The sequence below is a fragment of the Sphingomonas parva (ex Maeng et al. 2020) genome, assembly GCF_004564275.1.
Taxonomy (GTDB): Bacteria; Pseudomonadota; Alphaproteobacteria; order Sphingomonadales; family Sphingomonadaceae; genus Allosphingosinicella; species Allosphingosinicella parva.
In genome coordinates this window covers 61,498-79,444 of the sequence record NZ_SPDV01000004.1, presented here as the reverse complement: position 1 = coordinate 79,444, position 17,947 = coordinate 61,498, and the positions used below count along the sequence as shown (strand labels likewise).

At 69.9% G+C, this 17,947-nt stretch carries 18 protein-coding genes; 13 read left to right on the top strand and 5 right to left on the bottom strand.

Features of this window, described 5'->3' with window-relative positions; translation table 11 throughout:
* Positions 1–2,190, top strand: coding sequence for a penicillin acylase family protein (locus E2493_RS03645; protein WP_135083832.1), 2,190 nt, complete (start codon positions 1–3; stop codon positions 2,188–2,190).
* Between the two features lie 226 nt (positions 2,191–2,416).
* On the opposite strand, the gene E2493_RS03640 is transcribed toward E2493_RS03645, so the two are convergent.
* Positions 2,417–3,310 carry an AraC family transcriptional regulator gene (locus E2493_RS03640; RefSeq protein WP_135083802.1) on the bottom strand — a complete coding sequence of 298 codons (894 nt, stop codon included), beginning with the start codon at positions 3,308–3,310 and terminating at the stop codon, positions 2,417–2,419.
* A 117-nt stretch (positions 3,311–3,427) separates the two neighbouring features.
* On the opposite strand from E2493_RS03640, the gene xth reads away from it, so the two are divergent.
* The 10 genes from xth to E2493_RS03590 all read left to right on the top strand — a co-directional run bounded on the left by xth (position 3,428) and on the right by E2493_RS03590 (position 10,666).
* The gene (gene xth, locus E2493_RS03635; protein ID WP_135083800.1) at positions 3,428–4,201 is read left to right on the top strand and encodes an exodeoxyribonuclease III; all 774 of its coding nucleotides are present in this window, start codon (positions 3,428–3,430) and stop codon (positions 4,199–4,201) included.
* 106 nt (positions 4,202–4,307) lie between these two features.
* Positions 4,308–4,571: a hypothetical protein gene (locus tag E2493_RS03630; protein WP_135083798.1), complete on the top strand. Its 264-nt coding sequence runs from the start codon at positions 4,308–4,310 to the stop codon at positions 4,569–4,571.
* A 190-nt stretch (positions 4,572–4,761) separates the two neighbouring features.
* A complete protein-coding gene (locus tag E2493_RS21040; protein WP_167737365.1) occupies positions 4,762–4,917 on the top strand; it encodes a hypothetical protein in 156 nt (51 codons plus the stop codon).
* Positions 4,918–5,041: 124 nt separating this feature from the next.
* Complete coding sequence (gene pspA, locus E2493_RS03625) at positions 5,042–5,710, top strand: phage shock protein PspA (protein WP_135083830.1); 669 nt, start codon at positions 5,042–5,044, stop codon at positions 5,708–5,710.
* A gap of 1 nt (position 5,711) precedes the next feature.
* Positions 5,712–5,993 (top strand): envelope stress response membrane protein PspB, encoded by a 282-nt coding sequence (gene pspB, locus E2493_RS03620; protein WP_135083796.1) that lies wholly within the window; start codon positions 5,712–5,714, stop codon positions 5,991–5,993.
* Positions 5,990–6,337 carry a PspC domain-containing protein gene (locus E2493_RS03615; protein ID WP_135083794.1) on the top strand — a complete coding sequence of 116 codons (348 nt, stop codon included), beginning with the start codon at positions 5,990–5,992 and terminating at the stop codon, positions 6,335–6,337. The genes pspB and E2493_RS03615 overlap by 4 nt, the downstream gene beginning before the upstream one ends.
* An 87-nt stretch (positions 6,338–6,424) precedes the next feature.
* On the top strand, positions 6,425–6,661 hold the full coding sequence (locus tag E2493_RS03610) for a hypothetical protein (protein WP_135083792.1): 237 nt from the start codon (positions 6,425–6,427) through the stop codon (positions 6,659–6,661).
* Positions 6,662–6,851: 190 nt separating this feature from the next.
* Positions 6,852–8,132 carry a 3-methyl-2-oxobutanoate dehydrogenase (2-methylpropanoyl-transferring) subunit alpha gene (locus tag E2493_RS03605; protein ID WP_135083790.1) on the top strand — a complete coding sequence of 427 codons (1,281 nt, stop codon included), beginning with the start codon at positions 6,852–6,854 and terminating at the stop codon, positions 8,130–8,132.
* Between the two features lie 5 nt (positions 8,133–8,137).
* Positions 8,138–9,142 (top strand): alpha-ketoacid dehydrogenase subunit beta, encoded by a 1,005-nt coding sequence (locus E2493_RS03600; protein WP_135083828.1) that lies wholly within the window; start codon positions 8,138–8,140, stop codon positions 9,140–9,142.
* 6 nt (positions 9,143–9,148) lie between these two features.
* Positions 9,149–10,666 carry a dihydrolipoamide acetyltransferase family protein gene (locus tag E2493_RS03590; protein ID WP_225421125.1) on the top strand — a complete coding sequence of 506 codons (1,518 nt, stop codon included), beginning with the start codon at positions 9,149–9,151 and terminating at the stop codon, positions 10,664–10,666.
* Positions 10,667–10,694: 28 nt separating this feature from the next.
* On the opposite strand, the gene E2493_RS03585 is transcribed toward E2493_RS03590, so the two are convergent.
* Positions 10,695–11,102: an endonuclease domain-containing protein gene (locus E2493_RS03585; protein ID WP_135083788.1), complete on the bottom strand. Its 408-nt coding sequence runs from the start codon at positions 11,100–11,102 to the stop codon at positions 10,695–10,697.
* A gap of 125 nt (positions 11,103–11,227) precedes the next feature.
* Between E2493_RS03585 and E2493_RS03580 the strand changes: the two genes are divergently transcribed.
* Both E2493_RS03580 and E2493_RS03575 read left to right on the top strand, forming a co-directional pair.
* Entirely contained in the window at positions 11,228–13,552 is a 2,325-nt protein-coding gene (locus tag E2493_RS03580; protein ID WP_135083786.1) for a transketolase, read from the top strand.
* A gap of 77 nt (positions 13,553–13,629) precedes the next feature.
* Positions 13,630–13,842 (top strand): hypothetical protein, encoded by a 213-nt coding sequence (locus E2493_RS03575; protein WP_135083784.1) that lies wholly within the window; start codon positions 13,630–13,632, stop codon positions 13,840–13,842.
* Positions 13,843–14,066: 224 nt separating this feature from the next.
* Here the strand turns inward: E2493_RS03575 and E2493_RS03570 are convergent, their stop codons facing one another.
* The 3 genes from E2493_RS03570 to E2493_RS03560 form a co-directional block, all read right to left on the bottom strand.
* Positions 14,067–14,459, bottom strand: coding sequence for a YidH family protein (locus E2493_RS03570; protein WP_225421124.1), 393 nt, complete (start codon positions 14,457–14,459; stop codon positions 14,067–14,069).
* Positions 14,456–16,582 (bottom strand): transglycosylase domain-containing protein, encoded by a 2,127-nt coding sequence (locus E2493_RS03565; protein ID WP_135083782.1) that lies wholly within the window; start codon positions 16,580–16,582, stop codon positions 14,456–14,458. The genes E2493_RS03570 and E2493_RS03565 overlap by 4 nt, the downstream gene beginning before the upstream one ends.
* 90 nt (positions 16,583–16,672) lie before the next feature.
* A complete protein-coding gene (locus E2493_RS03560) occupies positions 16,673–17,827 on the bottom strand; it encodes an NAD(P)/FAD-dependent oxidoreductase (RefSeq protein ID WP_135083780.1) in 1,155 nt (384 codons plus the stop codon).
* Positions 17,828–17,947 lie beyond the last annotated feature (120 nt).

The following is a 17,947-nucleotide window of genomic DNA, read 5'->3' as shown; positions in this document are numbered from 1 at the left end:
ATGTTCGCCACCAAAAGCGCCCGCCGGCGCTTAGCCGCCGGAGCCACGCTCCTGCTCCTTTCAGCCTGTGCGACGGCACCCGTCGGTTTCTCCGAGGCGGCGGCGTGGCGCGCGCAGGCGGCACGGGTCGAGATCGTCCGCGACGACTGGGGGATCGCGCATGTCAGCGGCGAGCGCGATGCCGACGCCGTGTTCGGGATGATCTACGCCCAGGCGGAAGACGACTTCAATCGCATCGAGACCAATTACCTGGTGTCGCTCGGCCGGCTCGCCGAAGCGGAAGGCGAGACGGCGATCTGGCAGGACCTGCGCGCCCGGCTCTACATGGACCCGGCCGACCTCCAGGCGCGCTACGCGGCCTCGCCGGCGTGGCTGAAAGCGCTGATGGACGCCTGGGCCGGCGGGCTGAACTTCTACCTCGCCACCCATCCGCAGGTGCGGCCGCGGGCGATCACCCGCTTCGAGCCGTGGATGGCGCTGTCGTTCACCGAGGGCAGCATCGGCGGCGACATCGAGAGGATCGATCTTGCCGCGCTGGAGGCTTTTTACGGCGGCGGCCGGGCGACGATCGCCGCCGCCTCGCGCGATCTCGAGCCGCGCGGCTCGAACGGCTTCGCCATCGCGCCGGCGCGGACCGCCCACGGCAAGGCGCTGCTGCTGATCAACCCGCACACCAGCTTCTTCTTCCGCGCCGAGCAGCAGATGACCAGCCGCGAGGGACTCAACGCCTATGGCGCGGCGACCTGGGGCCAGTTCTTCGTCTACCAGGGCTTCAACGAACGGGCCGGATGGATGCACACGTCGAGCGGCGTCGACGTCGTCGACGAGTTTTTGGAGACGGTGGAGCGCCGCGGCGACGGCCTCTTCTACCGATACGGCAAGGAGCGGAGGCCGGTGCGGACCGCCCCGGTCACCCTGCATTTCCGCGCCGCCGACGGGACGATGAAGAGCCGCACGTTCGAGACCTATCGCACCCATCACGGGCCGATCGTCCGCGCCGAGGGCGGCAAATGGGTCGCCTTCGCGATGATGCACAAGCCGGTCGAGGCGCTGCAGCAATCCTGGCTGCGCACCAAGGCGACCGACTATCGCAGCTTCCTCGAGGTCGCGGCGCTGAAGGCGAATTCGTCCAACAACACGCTGTTCGCCGATGCCAAGGGCAACATCGCCTATCTCCACCCGCAGTTCATCCCGGTGCGCGACGTCCGCTTCGACTATTCGAGGCCGGTGGACGGCGCGGATCCGGCGACCGACTGGCGCGGCCTGCACCGGATCGAGGAGGCGCCGCACGCGCTCAATCCCGCGAACGGCTGGCTGCAGAACACCAACAACTGGCCCTATTCGATGGCCGGCGCGCAGAGCCCGCGGCCGGAGGCGTTCCCCCGCTACATGGACACGTTCGGCGAGAATCCACGCGGGCTGCACGCGATGCGGGTGCTCGGCGCGCGCAGCGACTTCACGCTCGAGACGCTGCGCGACGCCGCCTACGACAGCTGGCAGCCGGGATTCGCGGCCTTGGTCCCGCCGCTCGTCGCCGCCTGGGACCGGCTGCCCGCCGGCGCGCCGCTGAAGGCGCGGCTGGGGCAGCCGGTGGCGCTGCTGCGCGCCTGGGATTTCCGCTGGAGCAAGGACTCGGTGCCCAATTCGCTCGCCGTCTTCTGGGCGGACCGGCTGATGCAGGATCTGACGCCCGAGGCGCGGGCGCGGCGCAACCAGTTGGTCGAGACTCTCCTCGCAGAGACGGACGATGCGCAGAAGCTGGCGGCGCTGGCCGATGCCGTCGCCCGTCTCGAGCGCGAGTTCGGAAGCTGGCGCACGCCCTGGGGCGAGATCAACCGCTTCCAGCGGCTTACCGGGGACATCGTCCAGCCTTTCTCCGACGCGGGGCCGAGCATCGCCGTTCCGTTCCCCTCGGCGATCTGGGGATCGCTCGCCTCGTTCGGCGCGCGGCCCTATCCCGGGACGAAACGCTGGTACGGGACGAGCGGCAACAGCTTCGTCGCGGTCGTCGAGTTCGGCGACAGGGTGCGCGCCAGGGCGGTCAGCGCCGGCGGCGAGAGCGGCGACCCGGCGTCGTCGCACTTCAACGACCAGGCCCAGCTTTACGCCGACGGCGCCCTGCGCGACGTCTATTTCTATCCCGAGGACGTGCTTGCCCATGCGAAGCGCCGCTCTCGGCCGGGGGAGTAGGGTTCGTGGGAATCCGCCCCTGAAGGGAGGGGAGTGTAGCCGCGGCATGCCTGGAAGGCATGCCGGAAGGCGGAACCCGGCTGCGCGGCAGCCGGTGCGCGAAGCACGGTGGAGGGGTGTCAGCGCCTCGACGGGGCGCCGCGTGTCTGCAGACGCTGTTCCCCCTCCGTCAGGCTGCGCCTGACACCATCCCTGCCAGGGGAGGATGGTCGGGCTCGCGGCGCCGCTACGCCAGCTCGCCGACTCGGCTAGGTGGCACGCCGAAAGTGCCGCGGAAGGCGCGGGTGAAGGCGCTGAGGCTGGCGTAGCCGAGCTGGGCGGCGATGTCGGTGGCGCTGGCGGCATGGCTCTTGAGCAGCCGGGCCGCCGCCTCGAGGCGCAGGCGCCGGTGATAGGCGAGCGGCGGCAGGCCGAAGACTTCGGAGAAGCTGCGGGTGAGGTGAAAGCGCGACAGAGCCGCGTGGGTGGCGACCTCCTCGAGCGTCACCGGCCGCGCGGCATGATCGTGGAGGAAGCAGCGCGCCCGCTCGACCCGCTGCAGCGTCTCGATGCGGGTCGATTGCTTGAGGCAGGCGAGGCGCTCGAGCCGGTTGGCGAAAGCGGCGAGATAATCTTCCGCGCCGATCGTCGCCTCGTGGACGATCCGCCGGGCGAGCGCCGGGCCGGCGGCCGGCCGGTCCGCCAGCAGCCGGGCGTAATTGCCGAGCGTCGCGGCGAGCGGATCGATCCGGCTCCCCGACAGGGCACGGCCGAGCCCGAGCGCGGGATCGCCGGCGACCGCGGCATCGCCGTCGGTCGAGAGATAGATGCACAGGCCGGTGGTGCGCTGCGGCCCGTTGGTGCGCGCCTCGAACTCGACGCCGGCTTCGACCAGCATGAACTCGCCGGCGCCGAGGCGGCGGGTGCGGCCCTCGATCTCATAGACCTCCTCGCCCTCGAGCACGTATTTGACCGACGGCGCGAGCGCCCGCAGGCGGCTTCGTCCGGCGCCAAGGCGGGAGAGGACGACCGTGCCGCTGCTGAGCGGCAGGCGGACACCTTCGCCATGGGCTTCCATGACGAAGAAGGGCGGAGCAGGGGGCGCGGATCGGGACCCGGCCTCGAACATTGTCGCTTCCATGCGAGCAAGAGAAGCAAATAGGATGCCAGCTGCGCCCCGAGAGAAAACACGTGTAATCGACGCCGCCGCGCGGGAAAATGTCCGATTTCGATCACACGGCGTACGGATTCGGACGCGATGAGGATCGCCACGTTCAACGTCAACGGGGTGAATGGCCGGCTTCCGTTGATCCTCGAATGGCTCGAGGAGACGCAGCCCGACGTCGCCTGTCTTCAGGAACTGAAGGCACCGGACGAGAAGTTCCCGATCAAAGCCATTGAGAAAGCAGGCTATGGCGCGCTCTGGCACGGGCAGGCGCGCTGGAACGGCGTCGCCCTGCTGGCGCGGGGCTGCGAGCCGATCGAGACGTGCCGCGGCCTGGCCGGCGATCCGGAGGACGGCCAGTCGCGCTACATCGAGGCGGCGGTGCGCGGCGTGCTGGTGGGTTGCCTGTACTTGCCGAACGGCAATCCTCAGCCCGGCCCCAAGTTCGACTACAAGCTGGCCTGGATGGAGCGGCTGCACGCCCATGCCGCCGGCCTGGTCGGGCTCGACTCTCCGGTCGTGCTGGCCGGCGACTACAATGTCATCCCGACCGACCGGGACGTCTACAAGCCCGAGCGCTGGGCCGACGACGCGCTGATGCAGCCGGAGTCGCGCGCCGCCTTCTTCCGCCTGCTCGACCAGGGCTGGACCGATGCGATCCGAAGCCTCCAGCCGGACGAGACGATCTACACCTTCTGGGATTATTGGCGGAACGCCTGGGGCCGCAACGCCGGCATCCGGATCGACCACCTGCTTCTCAACCATGCCGCCGCCCCGTTGCTGCGCGCGGCCGGTGTCGACCGCGACACCCGCGGCAAGCAAGGCGCCAGCGACCACGCGCCGACCTGGGTGGAGATCGACGTCTAGGGACGCGGGCGAGCGGTCGTGTCGAAAAGGTTTACACTCTCGCTGCCGTTAACCCTCGGCCGCCCCGGAAATCCGCGGTTGGCCCGGCTCTTGCTCGGTTAACGGCATGTTTAGAAAGCTTACCCGGTTGTTCGTCATCAAGACCCGTATCGAAGCCTTCGCGATCATCTACGCCATCGCCGTCGGCGCGGTGACGCGGGGGCTCGTCTATCTGCACCAATATCCGGGCATAAGCGGCAAGATGCTGTTCGCCGCCTGCACCGGCTCGGTGTTCATGGCCGGCGGCAAGCTGCTCGACGCGACCCGCGGCCCGCGCCACCGCCGCGCGAGCCTCCGCCGGGTGGTCGCCCGGGCGCGCACCTTCGGCTGACCGGCGGCCGCCGCACGCTTCCCGAAACTTGGCGTAAAATCCCAAAGGTCGGCGCCGCAGCCGCTGCGCAAAGCGGCCGCGATGCCGCGTTTTTGCCGGAAATCCGCCATTCCCGAGACTTGGCACAGCCTTTGTAATCTGTCGTGCAAGCCGCAGACACAGCGGACCGGACAGACCAGGGAGACACGCCATGTTCAACTTCGACACCCTTCGGGAACGCGCCATTGCGGCGGTCGCCGCCCTCCTTCTCACCGCCACGACGGTGGTCGCTTCGGCCGCCCCCGCCCAGCTCGCCGAGCTCTCGCCGGCCCAGATCGCGCAGGCCGAGGTTTCGCTCCATGCCTGAGGCGATCCATGTCGGCCGCGACGAGCTCGTGCGGATGCCGCCGCCGCGGCCGTGCCGCCCCCATGCCCCGCAGCCGCCCCGGCGCCCCGAGCCGTCGCGGCGCACCTTCACCGAGTTCGTGCCGATGAGCATCTTCACCCGCACCCGCGACATCGTCGCCGCCAATGTCTCCGACCTGCTCGATAGAGCGGAGGACCCCGGCAAGATGATCCGGATGATCATCATGGAGATGGAGGAGACCCTCGTCGAGGTCCGCGCCTCCGCCGCGCGGACCATCGCCGACCAGAAGGAGATGCGCCGCCAGGTCGCGCGCCTTTCCCAGCTCCAGGACAGCTGGACCGAGAAGGCCGAGCTGGCCCTCTCCAAGGGGCGCGAGGATCTCGCCAAGGGCGCGCTGAACGAGCGGCAGAAGGCGGCCGAGCTGGCCGACAGCCTCGCCGGCGAGATCGCGATGCTGGACGATGCGCTCCGCGCCTCGGAAGCCGACGTCGCCAAGCTGCAGGGCAAGCTGCGCGATGCCCGGACCCGGCAGAGCGCCATCCAGGCCCGGCTCGAGAGCGCGCACAACCGCGCCCGGATGCGGGAGATGTACGCCGGCTCCAAGGTGGACGAGGCCTTCTCGCGCTTCGACCTGCTCGAGCGCCGCGCCGATCTCGCCGAGGGCCGTGCCGATGCGCTCGCGCTCGGTGCCCCGAAGACGCTCGACGACGAGATCGCCGAGCTGCGCAACGAGGAGCGGGTCGCGGCCGAGCTCGAAGCCCTGAAGGCGCGCCTCGCGGGCCGGGAGGCCTGAGATGGGCTCGGAGATCATCATCATCCCGGCGATCTTCATCGGCCTGCCGTGGCTCATTCTCCACTACATCACGCGCTGGAAGACGGCCGCGACGCTGACCGGCGACGACGAGAGGCTGATCGAGGATCTCTACGATCTGTCCCGCCGCGTCGAGGACCGGCTCAACACCGTCGAGCGGATCCTTGCCGCCGATGCCCCGAACTGGCGCGCCCTGGCCGCCGACCCCCTTTCGACCGGTCTCGAAGACCGCAGCGACAACGAAAACCTCAGGAGGATCAAGTGACCCGCACATTCCGTCTCGACCGTCGCAACGGCAAATTGCTGGGTGTCTGTGCCGGCCTGGCGCGCATGACCGGCTGGGATGCGACCCTGATCCGCGTCGGACTCGTCCTCATCACCTTGTTCGGCGCCTTCCCCTGGACGCTGATCGCCTACGGCGCCGCGGCCGTCTTTGCCAAGAAGGGGGCGGCGAGCCTCGCCGATGATGCCGGCCGGCCGCGCTCGGCGCTGTCGGCGCGGGACCTGAGGGAGTCGATGCGGGACATCGACCGCCGAATGATCGAGGTCGACAGCTACGTGGCCAGCCCGAACCGGACCCTGGCCCAGGAAATCGACAGCCTGCGCTGAGCGCCGGCCGGACAATCAGCGCCCGTCCGGGCGGCAGGGACGCCGAGACGTCCGCGCCCGGACCGGCCCTCCGGGAGGAGAAGGACAATGAACGAAGTGCTGACCATGGCCGTCTTCGCGAGCTTCGCCCTGCTCGGTCTCGGCCTCACCCTGCTTGCCGGCCTGCGCGCCTGGTCCGGTTGGCTCGAGCTCAAGCGCCTCGAGCTGGGCGGCGCGGCGCAGGCGCGCGGCGAAAGCAGCGGCATGGCCGAGCTGATCGAGATGGCCGATCTCAAGGAGCGGATCCGCAAGCTCGAATCGATCGCCGCCTGCGTCGACCTCTGAGCCGGAGCCGGCCGGGGAGACCCGCTCCTCGGCCGGCCGGGCTTGCAGCGCCGCCCGGACGCCAAGGCAAGCCTCTCCCTCTCTCTTCGGCCCGCGCCGCGGGCCCGTTGGCAAGGCCCGCCATTTTCGGCTAGAGGCGCGGCACAGAGAGCCGGCGCCGGTCGTTCCAGCGCACGGTGAAGGAGAGAGGATGACCAGCCAAATCGAGCGCCCCAATCGGCCGGCGCTCTCGCTGCACGTGCCCGAGCCGAACGCGCGGCCGGGCGACGAGATCGATTTCAGCCATATCGAGATTCCGGCGGCCGGCAGCGTCCGCCGGCCCGACATCGGCGCGTCCCCGGCCGAGACCCATGAGCTCGTCTACTCGCTCGTCCGCGTCCTCGACGACGAGCGCAGGGCGGTCGGCCCCTGGGATCCGCGGCTCGACCCGGACACGTTGCTGCGCATCTACCGCGACATGGTCACCGTGCGGATCTTCGACGATCGCATGTATCGCGCCCAGCGCCAGGGCAAGACCAGCTTCTACATGAAGTCCACCGGCGAGGAGGCGGTGGCGGTCGCCGCCGCGCACGCGCTCGAACGCGACGACATGACCTTCCCGACCTATCGCCAGCAGGGCATCCTCGTCGCCCGCGGCTATCCGCTGCGCGACATGATGTGCCAGGTCTATTCGAACCGCGCCGATCCGCTGAAGGGCCGGCAGCTGCCGATCATGTATTCGTCGCGCGACTACGGCTTCTTCTCGATCTCCGGCAATCTCGCGACCCAATATCCGCAGGCGGTGGGCTGGGCGATGGCCTCGGCGATCCGCGGCGACAGCCGGATCGCCTCCGCTTACATCGGCGACGGATCGACCGCCGAGGGCGATTTCCACGCCGCCGTGACCTTCGCCGGCGTCTACCGCGCGCCGGTGATCCTCAACATCGTCAACAACCAATGGGCGATCTCGTCCTTCTCCGGCATCGCCGGCGGCGAGCTCACCACCTTCGCGGCGCGGGCGGTCGGCTACGGCATCGCCGGCCTGCGCGTCGACGGCAACGATCCGCTCGCCGTCTATGCCGCGACCCGCTGGGCGGCCGATCGGGCGCGGTCCAACCTCGGCCCGACGCTGATCGAGATGTTCACCTACCGCGTCGAAGGCCATTCGACCTCCGACGATCCGTCGGCCTATCGGCCGAAGAACGCCGGCGCCGCCTGGCCGCTCGGCGATCCGATCGATCGGCTGCGCAAGCACCTCGAGCTGCTCGGCGCCTGGGACGAGGCGCGCGAGACCGAGCTTCGCGAGACGGTCGAGGCCGAGGTCCGCGCCGCGCAGCGCGAGGCGGAAAAGCAGGGGACGCTGGTCACCTCGTCGATCGAGTTCCCGCAGGACGTCCGGACGATGTTCGAGGACGTGTTCGAAGACATGCCGTGGCACCTTCGCGAGCAGCAGGAGCAGATGGTCGCGGAGCTGGAGGCCAAGCGCAAATGACCGTCATGAACATGATCCAGGCGATCAACAGCGCCCATGACGTGATGATGGAGCGCGATTCCGCCGTCGTCGCGATGGGCGAGGACGTCGGCTATTTCGGCGGCGTGTTCCGCGCCACCGAGCACCTCCAGAAGAAATACGGCAAGAGCCGGGTGTTCGACACGCCGATCTCGGAGAACGGCATCATCGGCGCGGCGATCGGCATGGCCGCCTACGGCCTGCGCCCGGTCGCCGAGATCCAGTTCGCCGACTACATCTATCCGGCGTTCGACCAGTTGGTCTCCGAGGCGGCGCGGATGCGCTACCGCACCGCCGGCGAGTGGAGCCTGCCGCTCACCGTGCGCTCGCCTTATGGCGGCGGCATCTTCGGCGGCCAGACCCACAGCCAGTCCCCCGAGAGCCTGTTCGCGCATGTCGCGGGCCTGAAGACGGTGATCCCGTCCAATCCCTATGACGCCAAGGGGCTGCTGATCGCGGCGATCGAGGATCCCGATCCGGTGCTCTTCTTCGAGCCGAAGCGGATCTACAACGGCCCGTTCGACGGCTTCTTCGACCGGCCGGTGACGCCCTGGGCGAAGCATCCCAAGGCCGAGGTGCCGGAGGGGCATTACACCGTCCCGCTCGGCAAGGCGGCGGTGGTTCGCGAGGGCGAGGCGGTGACGATCGTCGCTTATGGGACGATGGTCCATGTCGTGCTGGCGACGATCGAGGCGAACGGCATCGAAGCGGAGGTGATCGACCTGCGCACGATCCTGCCGATCGACATCGAGACGATCGAGGAATCGGTGAAGAAGACCGGACGCTGCGTGGTGGTTCATGAGGCGACGCGCACCGGCGGCTTCGGCGGCGAGCTCTCGGCCCTGATCCAGGAGCGCTGCTTCTACCATCTCGAGGCGCCGGTGCAGCGGGCGACCGGCTTCGACACGCCTTATCCCCATTCGCTGGAATGGGCCTATTTCCCGGGACCGATCCGCATCGGCACCGCGATCAAGAAAGCACTGGAGGACTGATCGGTCATGGCGCGCTACGAATTCAAGCTGCCCGACATCGGTGAGGGCATCGCCGAGGCCGAGATCGTTGCCTGGCACGTCAAGGTCGGCGACATGGTCAAGGAAGACCAGCAGATCGCCGACATGATGACCGACAAGGCGACGGTGGAGATGGAATCGCCGGTCGCCGGCCGGGTCCTCGAGGTCGCGGGCGAGGTCGGCGACCAGATCCCGATCGGCTCGGTGCTGGTCGTCTTCGAGACCGAAGCGGACGGCGAAGCGGCCGACAGCGGCGGCCGGACCGACAATGTCGCGCTCGCCGACGGCCTGGTCGATCCGACGCCGGCGCAGCAGGCGGCGGTGCCGAGCACGGCGGAGGAGGGCGGTGCCGACCGCCGTCAGGGCGACCGCCGCGAGACGGAGCGGTTCGAGCCGAACCGCCGCGAAGGCGAGGACGACCGCCGCGCCGAGGCCCGCGTGCCGGCCGAGCCGCGCGCCGAGGGCCGCAGCGGCGACGAGCGCCGGCAGACCGAGGATCGCCGCGATACCGAGCGGTTCGAACCCAATCGCCGGGAGAGCGACGAGCGTCGGGCGACGCCGCCGTCGGGCCGCCCGGATGTCGCGACGGTCGCGTCCGGCGAGGTTCCGCCCGCCGCGGATGCAAGCGACGCGCACGCGCCGGCGGCGCGGTCGCACGTCCTCGCCTCCCCCGCGGTGCGCCAGCGCGCCCGCGACCTCGGCATCGATCTCGCCGAGGTCAGGACGGTCGCCGACCGCATCCGCCACGCCGATCTCGACGCCTATCTGCTCTACAACGGCGGCTCGGTGTCGCGGACCAGCGGCCCGCGCCGCCAGGACGAGATCGTCCGCGTCGTCGGGCTGCGCCGCAAGATCGCCGAGAACATGGCTGAGGCGAAACGCCGCATCCCGCATTTCACTCTGGTCGAGGAGTTCGACGTCACCGCGCTCGAGCAGACCCGCGCGATGATGAACGCCGACCGGGGCTCGAACCCGAAGCTCACCATGCTTCCGTTCCTGATCGTCGCGATGGCGCGGACGCTCGGCGATTACCCGCAGATCAACGCGCGCTACGACGATGACGAGAACGTCGTCTATCGCTCCGGCGCGGTGCATATGGGCATGGCGACCCAGACACCGAACGGCCTGATGGTGCCGGTGCTGCGCAACGCCGAGACCAAGAGCGTCTGGGACCTCGCCGGCGAGATCGTCCGCCTCGCCGAGGCGGCGCGGACCGGCAAGGCGAGCCGCGACGAGCTCTCCGGCTCGACGATCACCATCTCCAGCCTCGGGCCGATGGGCGGCATCACCTCGACGCCGGTGATCAACCGCCCCGAGGTCGCGATCATCGCGGTCAACAAGCTGGAGGAGAAGCCGGTGGTGATCGACGGCGAGCTCGAGATCCGCAAGCGGATGAACCTGTCGCTGAGCTGCGACCACCGGGTGGTCGACGGCTGGGACGCCGCGAGCTTCCTCCAGGACATGAAGAAGCTGATCGAGAACCCGCTGAAACTGTTGTCGTTATAGACGCCACCCGCGGCAGAGCCGCGGGTGGCTAGCGCAGGCGTGGCCGCCGCTTTCTCCCCTCCCTGGAAGGGAGGGGTTGGGGGTGGGTGCCGCCGAGGCACTCGGCGGCCTTCTGAAGGATCGCTTCGGCGACGCCGTCGGCATTGGTGTTCACGTCGGAATTCCAGAAGCGGATGACGGTCCAGCCTTCGGCTTCAAGGAAGCGCGTGCGCTCTGCATCGTACTCAGACTCGATATGCTGACTGCCGTCGAGCTCGACGACGAGCTTCGCTTCTCGACAGGCGAGATCCGCGTAGAATTGCCCGATCGGCAGCTGCCGCGTGAACTTCGGGCGATAGCGGGAGAGCAGGCGCCACAGCGCGCGCTCCTGGTCCGTCGCGTCCGAGCGCAGTTCGCGTGCCCGCCGCTTCCGCTTTGGATCGACCCGCCACCACATTGCGTGAGACTACCACCCGTGAGCGCTTCGCGCACCCACCCCTAACCCCTCCCTTCCAGGGAGGGGGACCGGTCGGCGAGAGCCACCCGCTATCGCGCCACCGTCTTCCCCGCTAAAGCGCCCCCATGCTGAAGACCACGTCCGCGCCCGATCTCGAAGCCCTGCGCCTGCTCGACGAGCGGCTGCGCTGGCTGTCCGCATGGACGATCCACAATGCCAACCACGTCCGCCCGTCCCCTGACGGGCTGAAGGTCGGCGGCCACCAGGCGTCCTGCGCCTCGATGACCGCGATCATGGCGGCGCTCTATTTCCATGCGCTCGGGCCGAACGACCGCGTGGCGGTGAAGCCCCATGCCGGCCCGGTGCTCCACGCGATCCATTATCTGCTCGGCACGCAGAGCCGCGAGCAGCTCGAGGCGTTCCGCGGCTTCGGCGGCGCGCAATCCTATCCGAGCCGGACCAAGGACCGGATCCCGGTCGATTTCTCGACCGGCTCGGTCGGCCTCGGCGTCGCGGTCACCGCCTTCCAGAGCCTGGTGCAGGATTATCTCCTCGCCCACGGCATGATGGCGCCGGCCGACATGGGCCGGATGGTCGCTCTGCTCGGCGACGCCGAGCTCGACGAGGGCAATATCTACGAATGCCTGATCGAGGCGGCGAAGCACGACATCCGCAACTGCTGGTGGATCGTCGACTACAACCGCCAGTCGCTCGACGCGACCACCGCCGATCGCATGTTCAGCCGCTTCGACGAGATCTTCGCAAGCTGCGGCTGGCGGGTGGTGACGCTGAAATACGGGCGGCTGATGGAAGCGGCCTTCGCCGAGACCGGCGGCGAGGCGCTGCGCGGCTGGATCGATGCCTGCGGCAATGCCGATTATGCCGCGCTCACCTATCTCGGCGGCGGCGCCTGGCGGGCGCGGCTCGCCCAGGATCTCGGCGATGCGGTGAAGCCGATCCTCGACACGCGCGACGACGAGGCGCTGCAGGCGCTGATGACCAACCTCGCTGGCCATGACCTCGAGAGCCTGGTCGCCGCGTTCGATGCTTGCCGGGACGAGGTGCCGACGCTGTTCATCGCCTATACGGTGAAGGGCTATGGCCTGCCGTTCGCCGGGCACAAGGACAACCATGCCGGGCTGATGAACCCGGGCCAGATCGCCGCGCTGCGCGAGCGGATGGGCATTGCCGAGGGCGAGGAATGGGAGAAATGGGCAGGCCTTGGCGGCAATGCCGCCGCCGCGGTCCAGGCGGCGGTGGAGGGGAGCCGCATCGCCCGCGCCAAGCGGGAGCGCGTCTGGGACGTCGCCGAGGTGCCGGCGATCCCGGTGCCGGCGGGCGAGGAGCAATCCACCCAGGCGGCGTTCGGCCGCATCCTGCTCGATCTCTCGCGCATCGGCGGCGCGCTCGCAGAGCGGATCGTCACCACCTCGCCCGACGTCACCGTCTCCACCAATCTTGGCGCCTGGGTGAACCAGCGCGGCCTGTTCCGCCGCCAGGAACTGGCCGACGTCTTCGCCGCGGCGAAGATCCCCTCGGCGCAGAAATGGAGCGGCGGCGCCGCCGGCCAGCACATCGAGCTCGGCATCGCCGAGAACAATCTGTTCCTGATGCTGGCCGCGCTCGGCCTCGCCGGCGACATGTTCGGCGACCGGCTGTTCCCGATCGGCACCGTCTACGATCCGTTCATCGCCCGCGGCCTCGATGCGCTGAACTACGGCTGCTACCAGGATTCGCGCTTCCTTCTGGTCGCCACGCCGTCCGGCCTGACGCTCGGGCCGGAGGGCGGCGCCCATCAGTCGATCAACCCGCCGCTGATCGCGCTCGGCCAGCCGGGCCTCAGGCATTACGAGCCGGCGTTCGCCGACGAGCTGGCGCTGCTGATGGAGGAGGCCTTCCGGCTGATGCAGCGGCCGGACGGAGAGAGCGTCTATCTGCGCCTCACCACCCGCACGATCCGCCAGGTGGAGCGCGACGACGAGAGCTGGAAGGCCGATGCGATCGCCGGCGGCTATTGGCTGCGGCCGCCCGCTGAGGGCGCCGAGGCGGCCCTGGTCTATTCGGGTGCGCTCGCTCCCGAGGCGCTCGCCGCCTGGGAGGTGCTGAAGGACGACGTGCCGGGGCTCGGCCTGCTCGCGATCACCTCGCCCGATCTCCTCCACCGCGGCTGGAGCGCGCGCACGGCGGCGCGCTGGCAGCGAGGCGCTGGGGCGCCGTCGCACGTCGAACGCCTCCTCGCCCCGCTGGCGCCGGGCGCCGGCCTCGTCACCCTGCTCGACGGCGCGCCGGCCTCGCTCTCCTGGCTGGGCGGGGTGCGCGGCCAGCGCGTCAGTCCGCTGGGCGTCGACCGCTTCGGCCAGACCGGCACGCTCGACGATCTCTATCGCGTCTATCGGCTGGACGTCGACGCGATCGTCGAGGCGGCGGCCGAGCTGTTCCTGGACGATTGATCCAAAGCGCCGCGCGCTTGGAACAAATTCCACCCCGCCACGCTCTTTCTCCAAGCATTTACACTGGAGAAACGCACATGCTCGGTAAGCTTCTCGGCGGGTACATCGGCCACAGGATCGGTGAGCGTTACGCGAACAACGGCCTCAAGGGCACGCTCGTCGGCGCCGGGGCCGCCGCCGTCGCCCGGCGCGGGGTCGGTCCGCTCGCGCTGCTCGTCGGCGGCGCCTGGGTGGCGAAGAAAGTGCTGAACCGCCGCAGCGGCCGCACCACGACTGCAAGCCGCGCCTGAACCCATCGGCCGCGGCGCGTCTCCCGCTCCGGCGGCTTTTCTCTGACGCCACCCCCACCCGACCCTCCCCCATCAACGGGGAGGGCGTTTGGCGTGCGAGCGACACTCCCTTCCCCTGGATGGGGGAATGCGCTGTCCATCTGCGCATCGGCGGGGGTGAAGCTGTTGCGGCGCACTGCTCGTGGCGCTCGCTGCGTTCGGGTGTGCAGGGCGCTGCTGAGCGCTCAGCCGTCTGCTTGCCCTTCGATCTTCAGCAGCCATAGGGCCGCGATCAGCGCCAGGATCGCGGCGACCAGGAACCAGCTGAGCCACCGCAGGTTGCGCGAGCGCACCGTCTCCACCTCGTGGCTCTTCAGCCGATGCAGGATGTCGCAGGCGCGCCGCTCGGCCGAAAGGAACACGTAGATCGCGCTGACCATGAAGGCGGTGGCGATCGCCTTGGGGATCCAGGCCGGCGCCATCTGGCTGAACAGTGCCTGGAAGCCGAGGCCGACCGCGACCGCGGCGAAGCCGGTGCGCATCCAGGCGGAGAAGGTCCGCTCGTTGGCGAGCACCGTCCGATCCTCGGCAAGATCGGTCCGATCGTGGGCCAGCGCCGTCTTGTCGCCGTCGCTCACTGTTCGCCCTGGGGCGTCTCCCCGGACGGCGCGGCGCGCGGCCGGTCGAGCCGGGGCGGCGGCGCGGCCGGCGGGGCGTCGATCACGGGGGCATCCTCGGGGGCCGGCTGCGGCCCGCCGTCCTGGACGCTCACGCCGGGTTCGGCGCCGGGCGCCACCGAGACGGTGAAGCCGTTGCCGTCGAGGCCGACGCCGACCTCGTAGCCGGTGCCTTCGATCGGCAGGGAAACATTGCCCTCGATCGCATCGCCGTCGGCCACTTCCTCGGCCGGGGCGGCGATCGGCGGGGCGGTGGGCTGCGCCGGCCGGGAGCCGATCGCCTGGGCGGTGAAATCGCGCCAGATGCGCGCCGGCAGGCCGCCGCCGGCGACGTTGCCGAGCGGGCTGTTGTCGTCATTGCCGACCCAGACGCCGACGACGAGATCGTCGGTGAAGCCGATGAAAAGCGCATCGCGGTTGTCCTGGCTGGTGCCGGTCTTGCCGTAGACCGGGACCTGCAGCGCCGCGCCCCGTCCGGTACCCTGCTGGACCACGCCGGCGAGCATCTCCTTCATCTCGTCGAAATTGGAATCGCTCGCCGCGCCGGCGACCGAGCGCTGCCACATGCGCTGCCACCAAGGCTTCTCTTCCTCGGCGAGGCCGCGCGCCCGCACCGGATAGGCGCCGGCGGCGACGGCGGCATAGGCCCGCGTCATCTCGAGCAGGGAGACGCCGGAGGTGCCGAGCGCGAGGCTCGGGTTGGGATCGAGCGGGCTGGTGACGCCAAGGTCGCGGGCGGCGCGGATGACGTTGTCCATGCCGACGCGCTGGGCGATGCGCACCGCCCCGACGTTGCTGGAGACGGCGAGCGCCTCGCGCAGGGTCAGCCGGCCGCGGTAGCGGTTGCCGTAATTCTTTGGCTGCCAGTCGCCGATGCGGAGCGGCGTATCCTCGATCACGTCGTCCGGATCCATGCCGGCGCGCAGTGCAGCCAGCCAGACGAACAATTTGAAGGTGGAGCCGGGCTGGCGCCGGGCCTGGGTGGCGCGGTTGAACGGGCTGCGCGCGTAATCCTTGCCGCCGACCATGGCGACGACCCGGCCGTCCGGCCGCATCGCGACCAAAGCGACCTGAGCGCGGCCAAGCCCGGCCCTGCGGATGCTCGCCAGCGCCATCTTCTGCAGTCGCGCCTCGAGCGTCGTCTGCACCTCCTGCGCGCCATAGCCTTCCTCGGCATCGCCGCGGGCGCGCGCGGCGGGAAGCACCCAGTCGGCGAAGTAGGTGCCGGTCGGCACCTCGCGCTGCGGCTCGACCTTCAGCCGCGCCGGCTTCAGCGCCTTGCGCTGGGCGGGCGTCAGCATGTTCTGCTCGATCATCGCCGCGATCACGACGCGGCCGCGCTGGCGGGCGAGATTGTAGTTGCGGGTGGGGGCGAGGCGCGACGGCGCCTTCACCATGCCGGCGAGCATCGCCGCCTGGGCGACGGTCAATTTCTCCGGCGGGACGCTGAAATAATGATGGGCGGCGGCGCGCAGGCCGTAGACGTTGTCGCCGAAATAGACGTTGGACAGATAGCGCTCGAGGATCTCGTCCTTGGTCAGCCAGGCTTCGAGCCAGAAGGCGATCAGCACTTCCTGGGCCTTGCGTCCTGCGGTGCGCTCGGAGCTGAGGAAGGAGATCTTGGCGAGCTGCTGGGTGATCGTGCTGCCGCCCTCGCGCACGCCGCCGGCGCCGAGGTTGCGCCACGCCGCCCGGGCGATGCCGCGGACCGAGATGCCGAGATGGTCGTGGAAGCGCTTGTCCTCGATGGCGATGAACGCATTGGGGACGTGTGCCGGAAGATCGGCGATGCGGACGGGATCGCGAATGTCGGCGCCGCGGCGGGCGATCGGCTCGCCCTCGGCGGACAGCAGGGTCAGGCTCGGCGCCGCGATCGGCTGCAGCGACTTGGAGAGGGGGGCGGTGATCGCCAGCCAGGCGACCAGGAGCATGAACAAGGAGATGCAGGCGAGGACCAGATGCCGCCAGCGCCAGCGCCGCCACCACGGCTTCTGGCGGGGCGCTTCGCCGCCTCCCGGGCCGGGGCCGAATTCCATCTGATCGGCCGGCAGATCCTGCCAGGTCCCCGGACTGTCGATACGCATCCGCTCTCCATAGACCCAGATCGGCCGGGGCTGAAGCCCGATCGTACGCGCCGGGTCCGACGCTACGCCCGCTGAACGATGCGGCCCGATTCAGGTTGCGACGGAATGCGCCGAGCCGTTGCGGAGCCGATCGGGCGTCACCTGCGCGGGACCGACACCGAGCGCGTCGAGGCCCTCGGGCCAGGCGCTGCCGGTGATCAGGGCCTCGACGATCGCCGCCATCGCCGGGGCGGTCTGGAGGCCGTAGCCGCCCTGGCCGACCAGCCAGAAGAAGCCGGGCGCCTCGCGATCGAAACCGGCAGTCGGCACGCGGTCGGCGACGAACGAGCGCAGCCCTGCCCAGCGATGGGCGATCCGCGGCACCGGCAGAGTGGTATATTGCTCGAGCTGGTGGGCGGCGAGCGCGACGTCATAGTCCTCCGGCCGCGCGTCGCACGGATCGTCCTCGACCTCGTCGACCGGCGAGACCAGGATCTGCCCCGCTTCGGGCAGCATGTAGAAGTCGCCGCCGGCGCTGTGCACGAACGGCCAGGCGGAGACGTCGGTGCCGGCCGGCGGATCGACGACGATGATCGTCCGCCGCTTGGGCTGCAGGCCGATCGGCGCCACGCCGGCCAGCGCCGCCATCCGGTCGCCCCAGGCGCCGGCGGCGTTGACCAGGATCCTGGCCGTCCGGCTTTCGCCGCCCTCGCTCCGCACCCGCCACCCTTCGCCGGTCGCTTCGATCGCCGCGATCCGCTGTCCGGTCAGGATCTCGCTCCCCGCGGCGCGGACCTGCCGGGCGAAGGACTGGAGCAAAGCGTCGGCGTCGAGCTTGAGCCCGGTCGGGTCGAGCACCGCCTTCACCGCCTGGCCCGCGCCGGTGCGCACCACCGGGCAGAGCGCCTCGATCTCCGCAGGGCCGATCCAGCGGACGGCGTCGGTAAACCGGGCCATCTCCGCATGCAGCGCCTCCAGCGCGGGGAGGGTCTCTTCGCGCGCGAGATAGATGGTCGGCACCGGCCGGGCGAGGGGCGTGTCGCAGAAGCCGGCCGGCTGCGCTTCGTAGAAGCTCCGGCTCCAGGCGGTGAGCCCGCGCACCGCGGCGTTCCCGATGCCGTAATGGCTGAACGAGACGCTGCGGCCGGACGAATGATAGCCGAGCGCATCCTCGGCCTCGATCACCGTCACGCGCATGTGGCGTGCCAGATGCGCGGCCGCGGAGAGACCGGCGATCCCGCCGCCGAGGATCAGCACGTCGCTCATGCCGGCAGGGCGGCCTGCCCGGATAGGGCCGCGAGGATCGCGTCGGGATGGCTGTGGTGAAGCATAGGGCCGGCGCCCTCTATCTCCGTGATCCGCGCTCCGGGCAAGAGCTTCGGGATC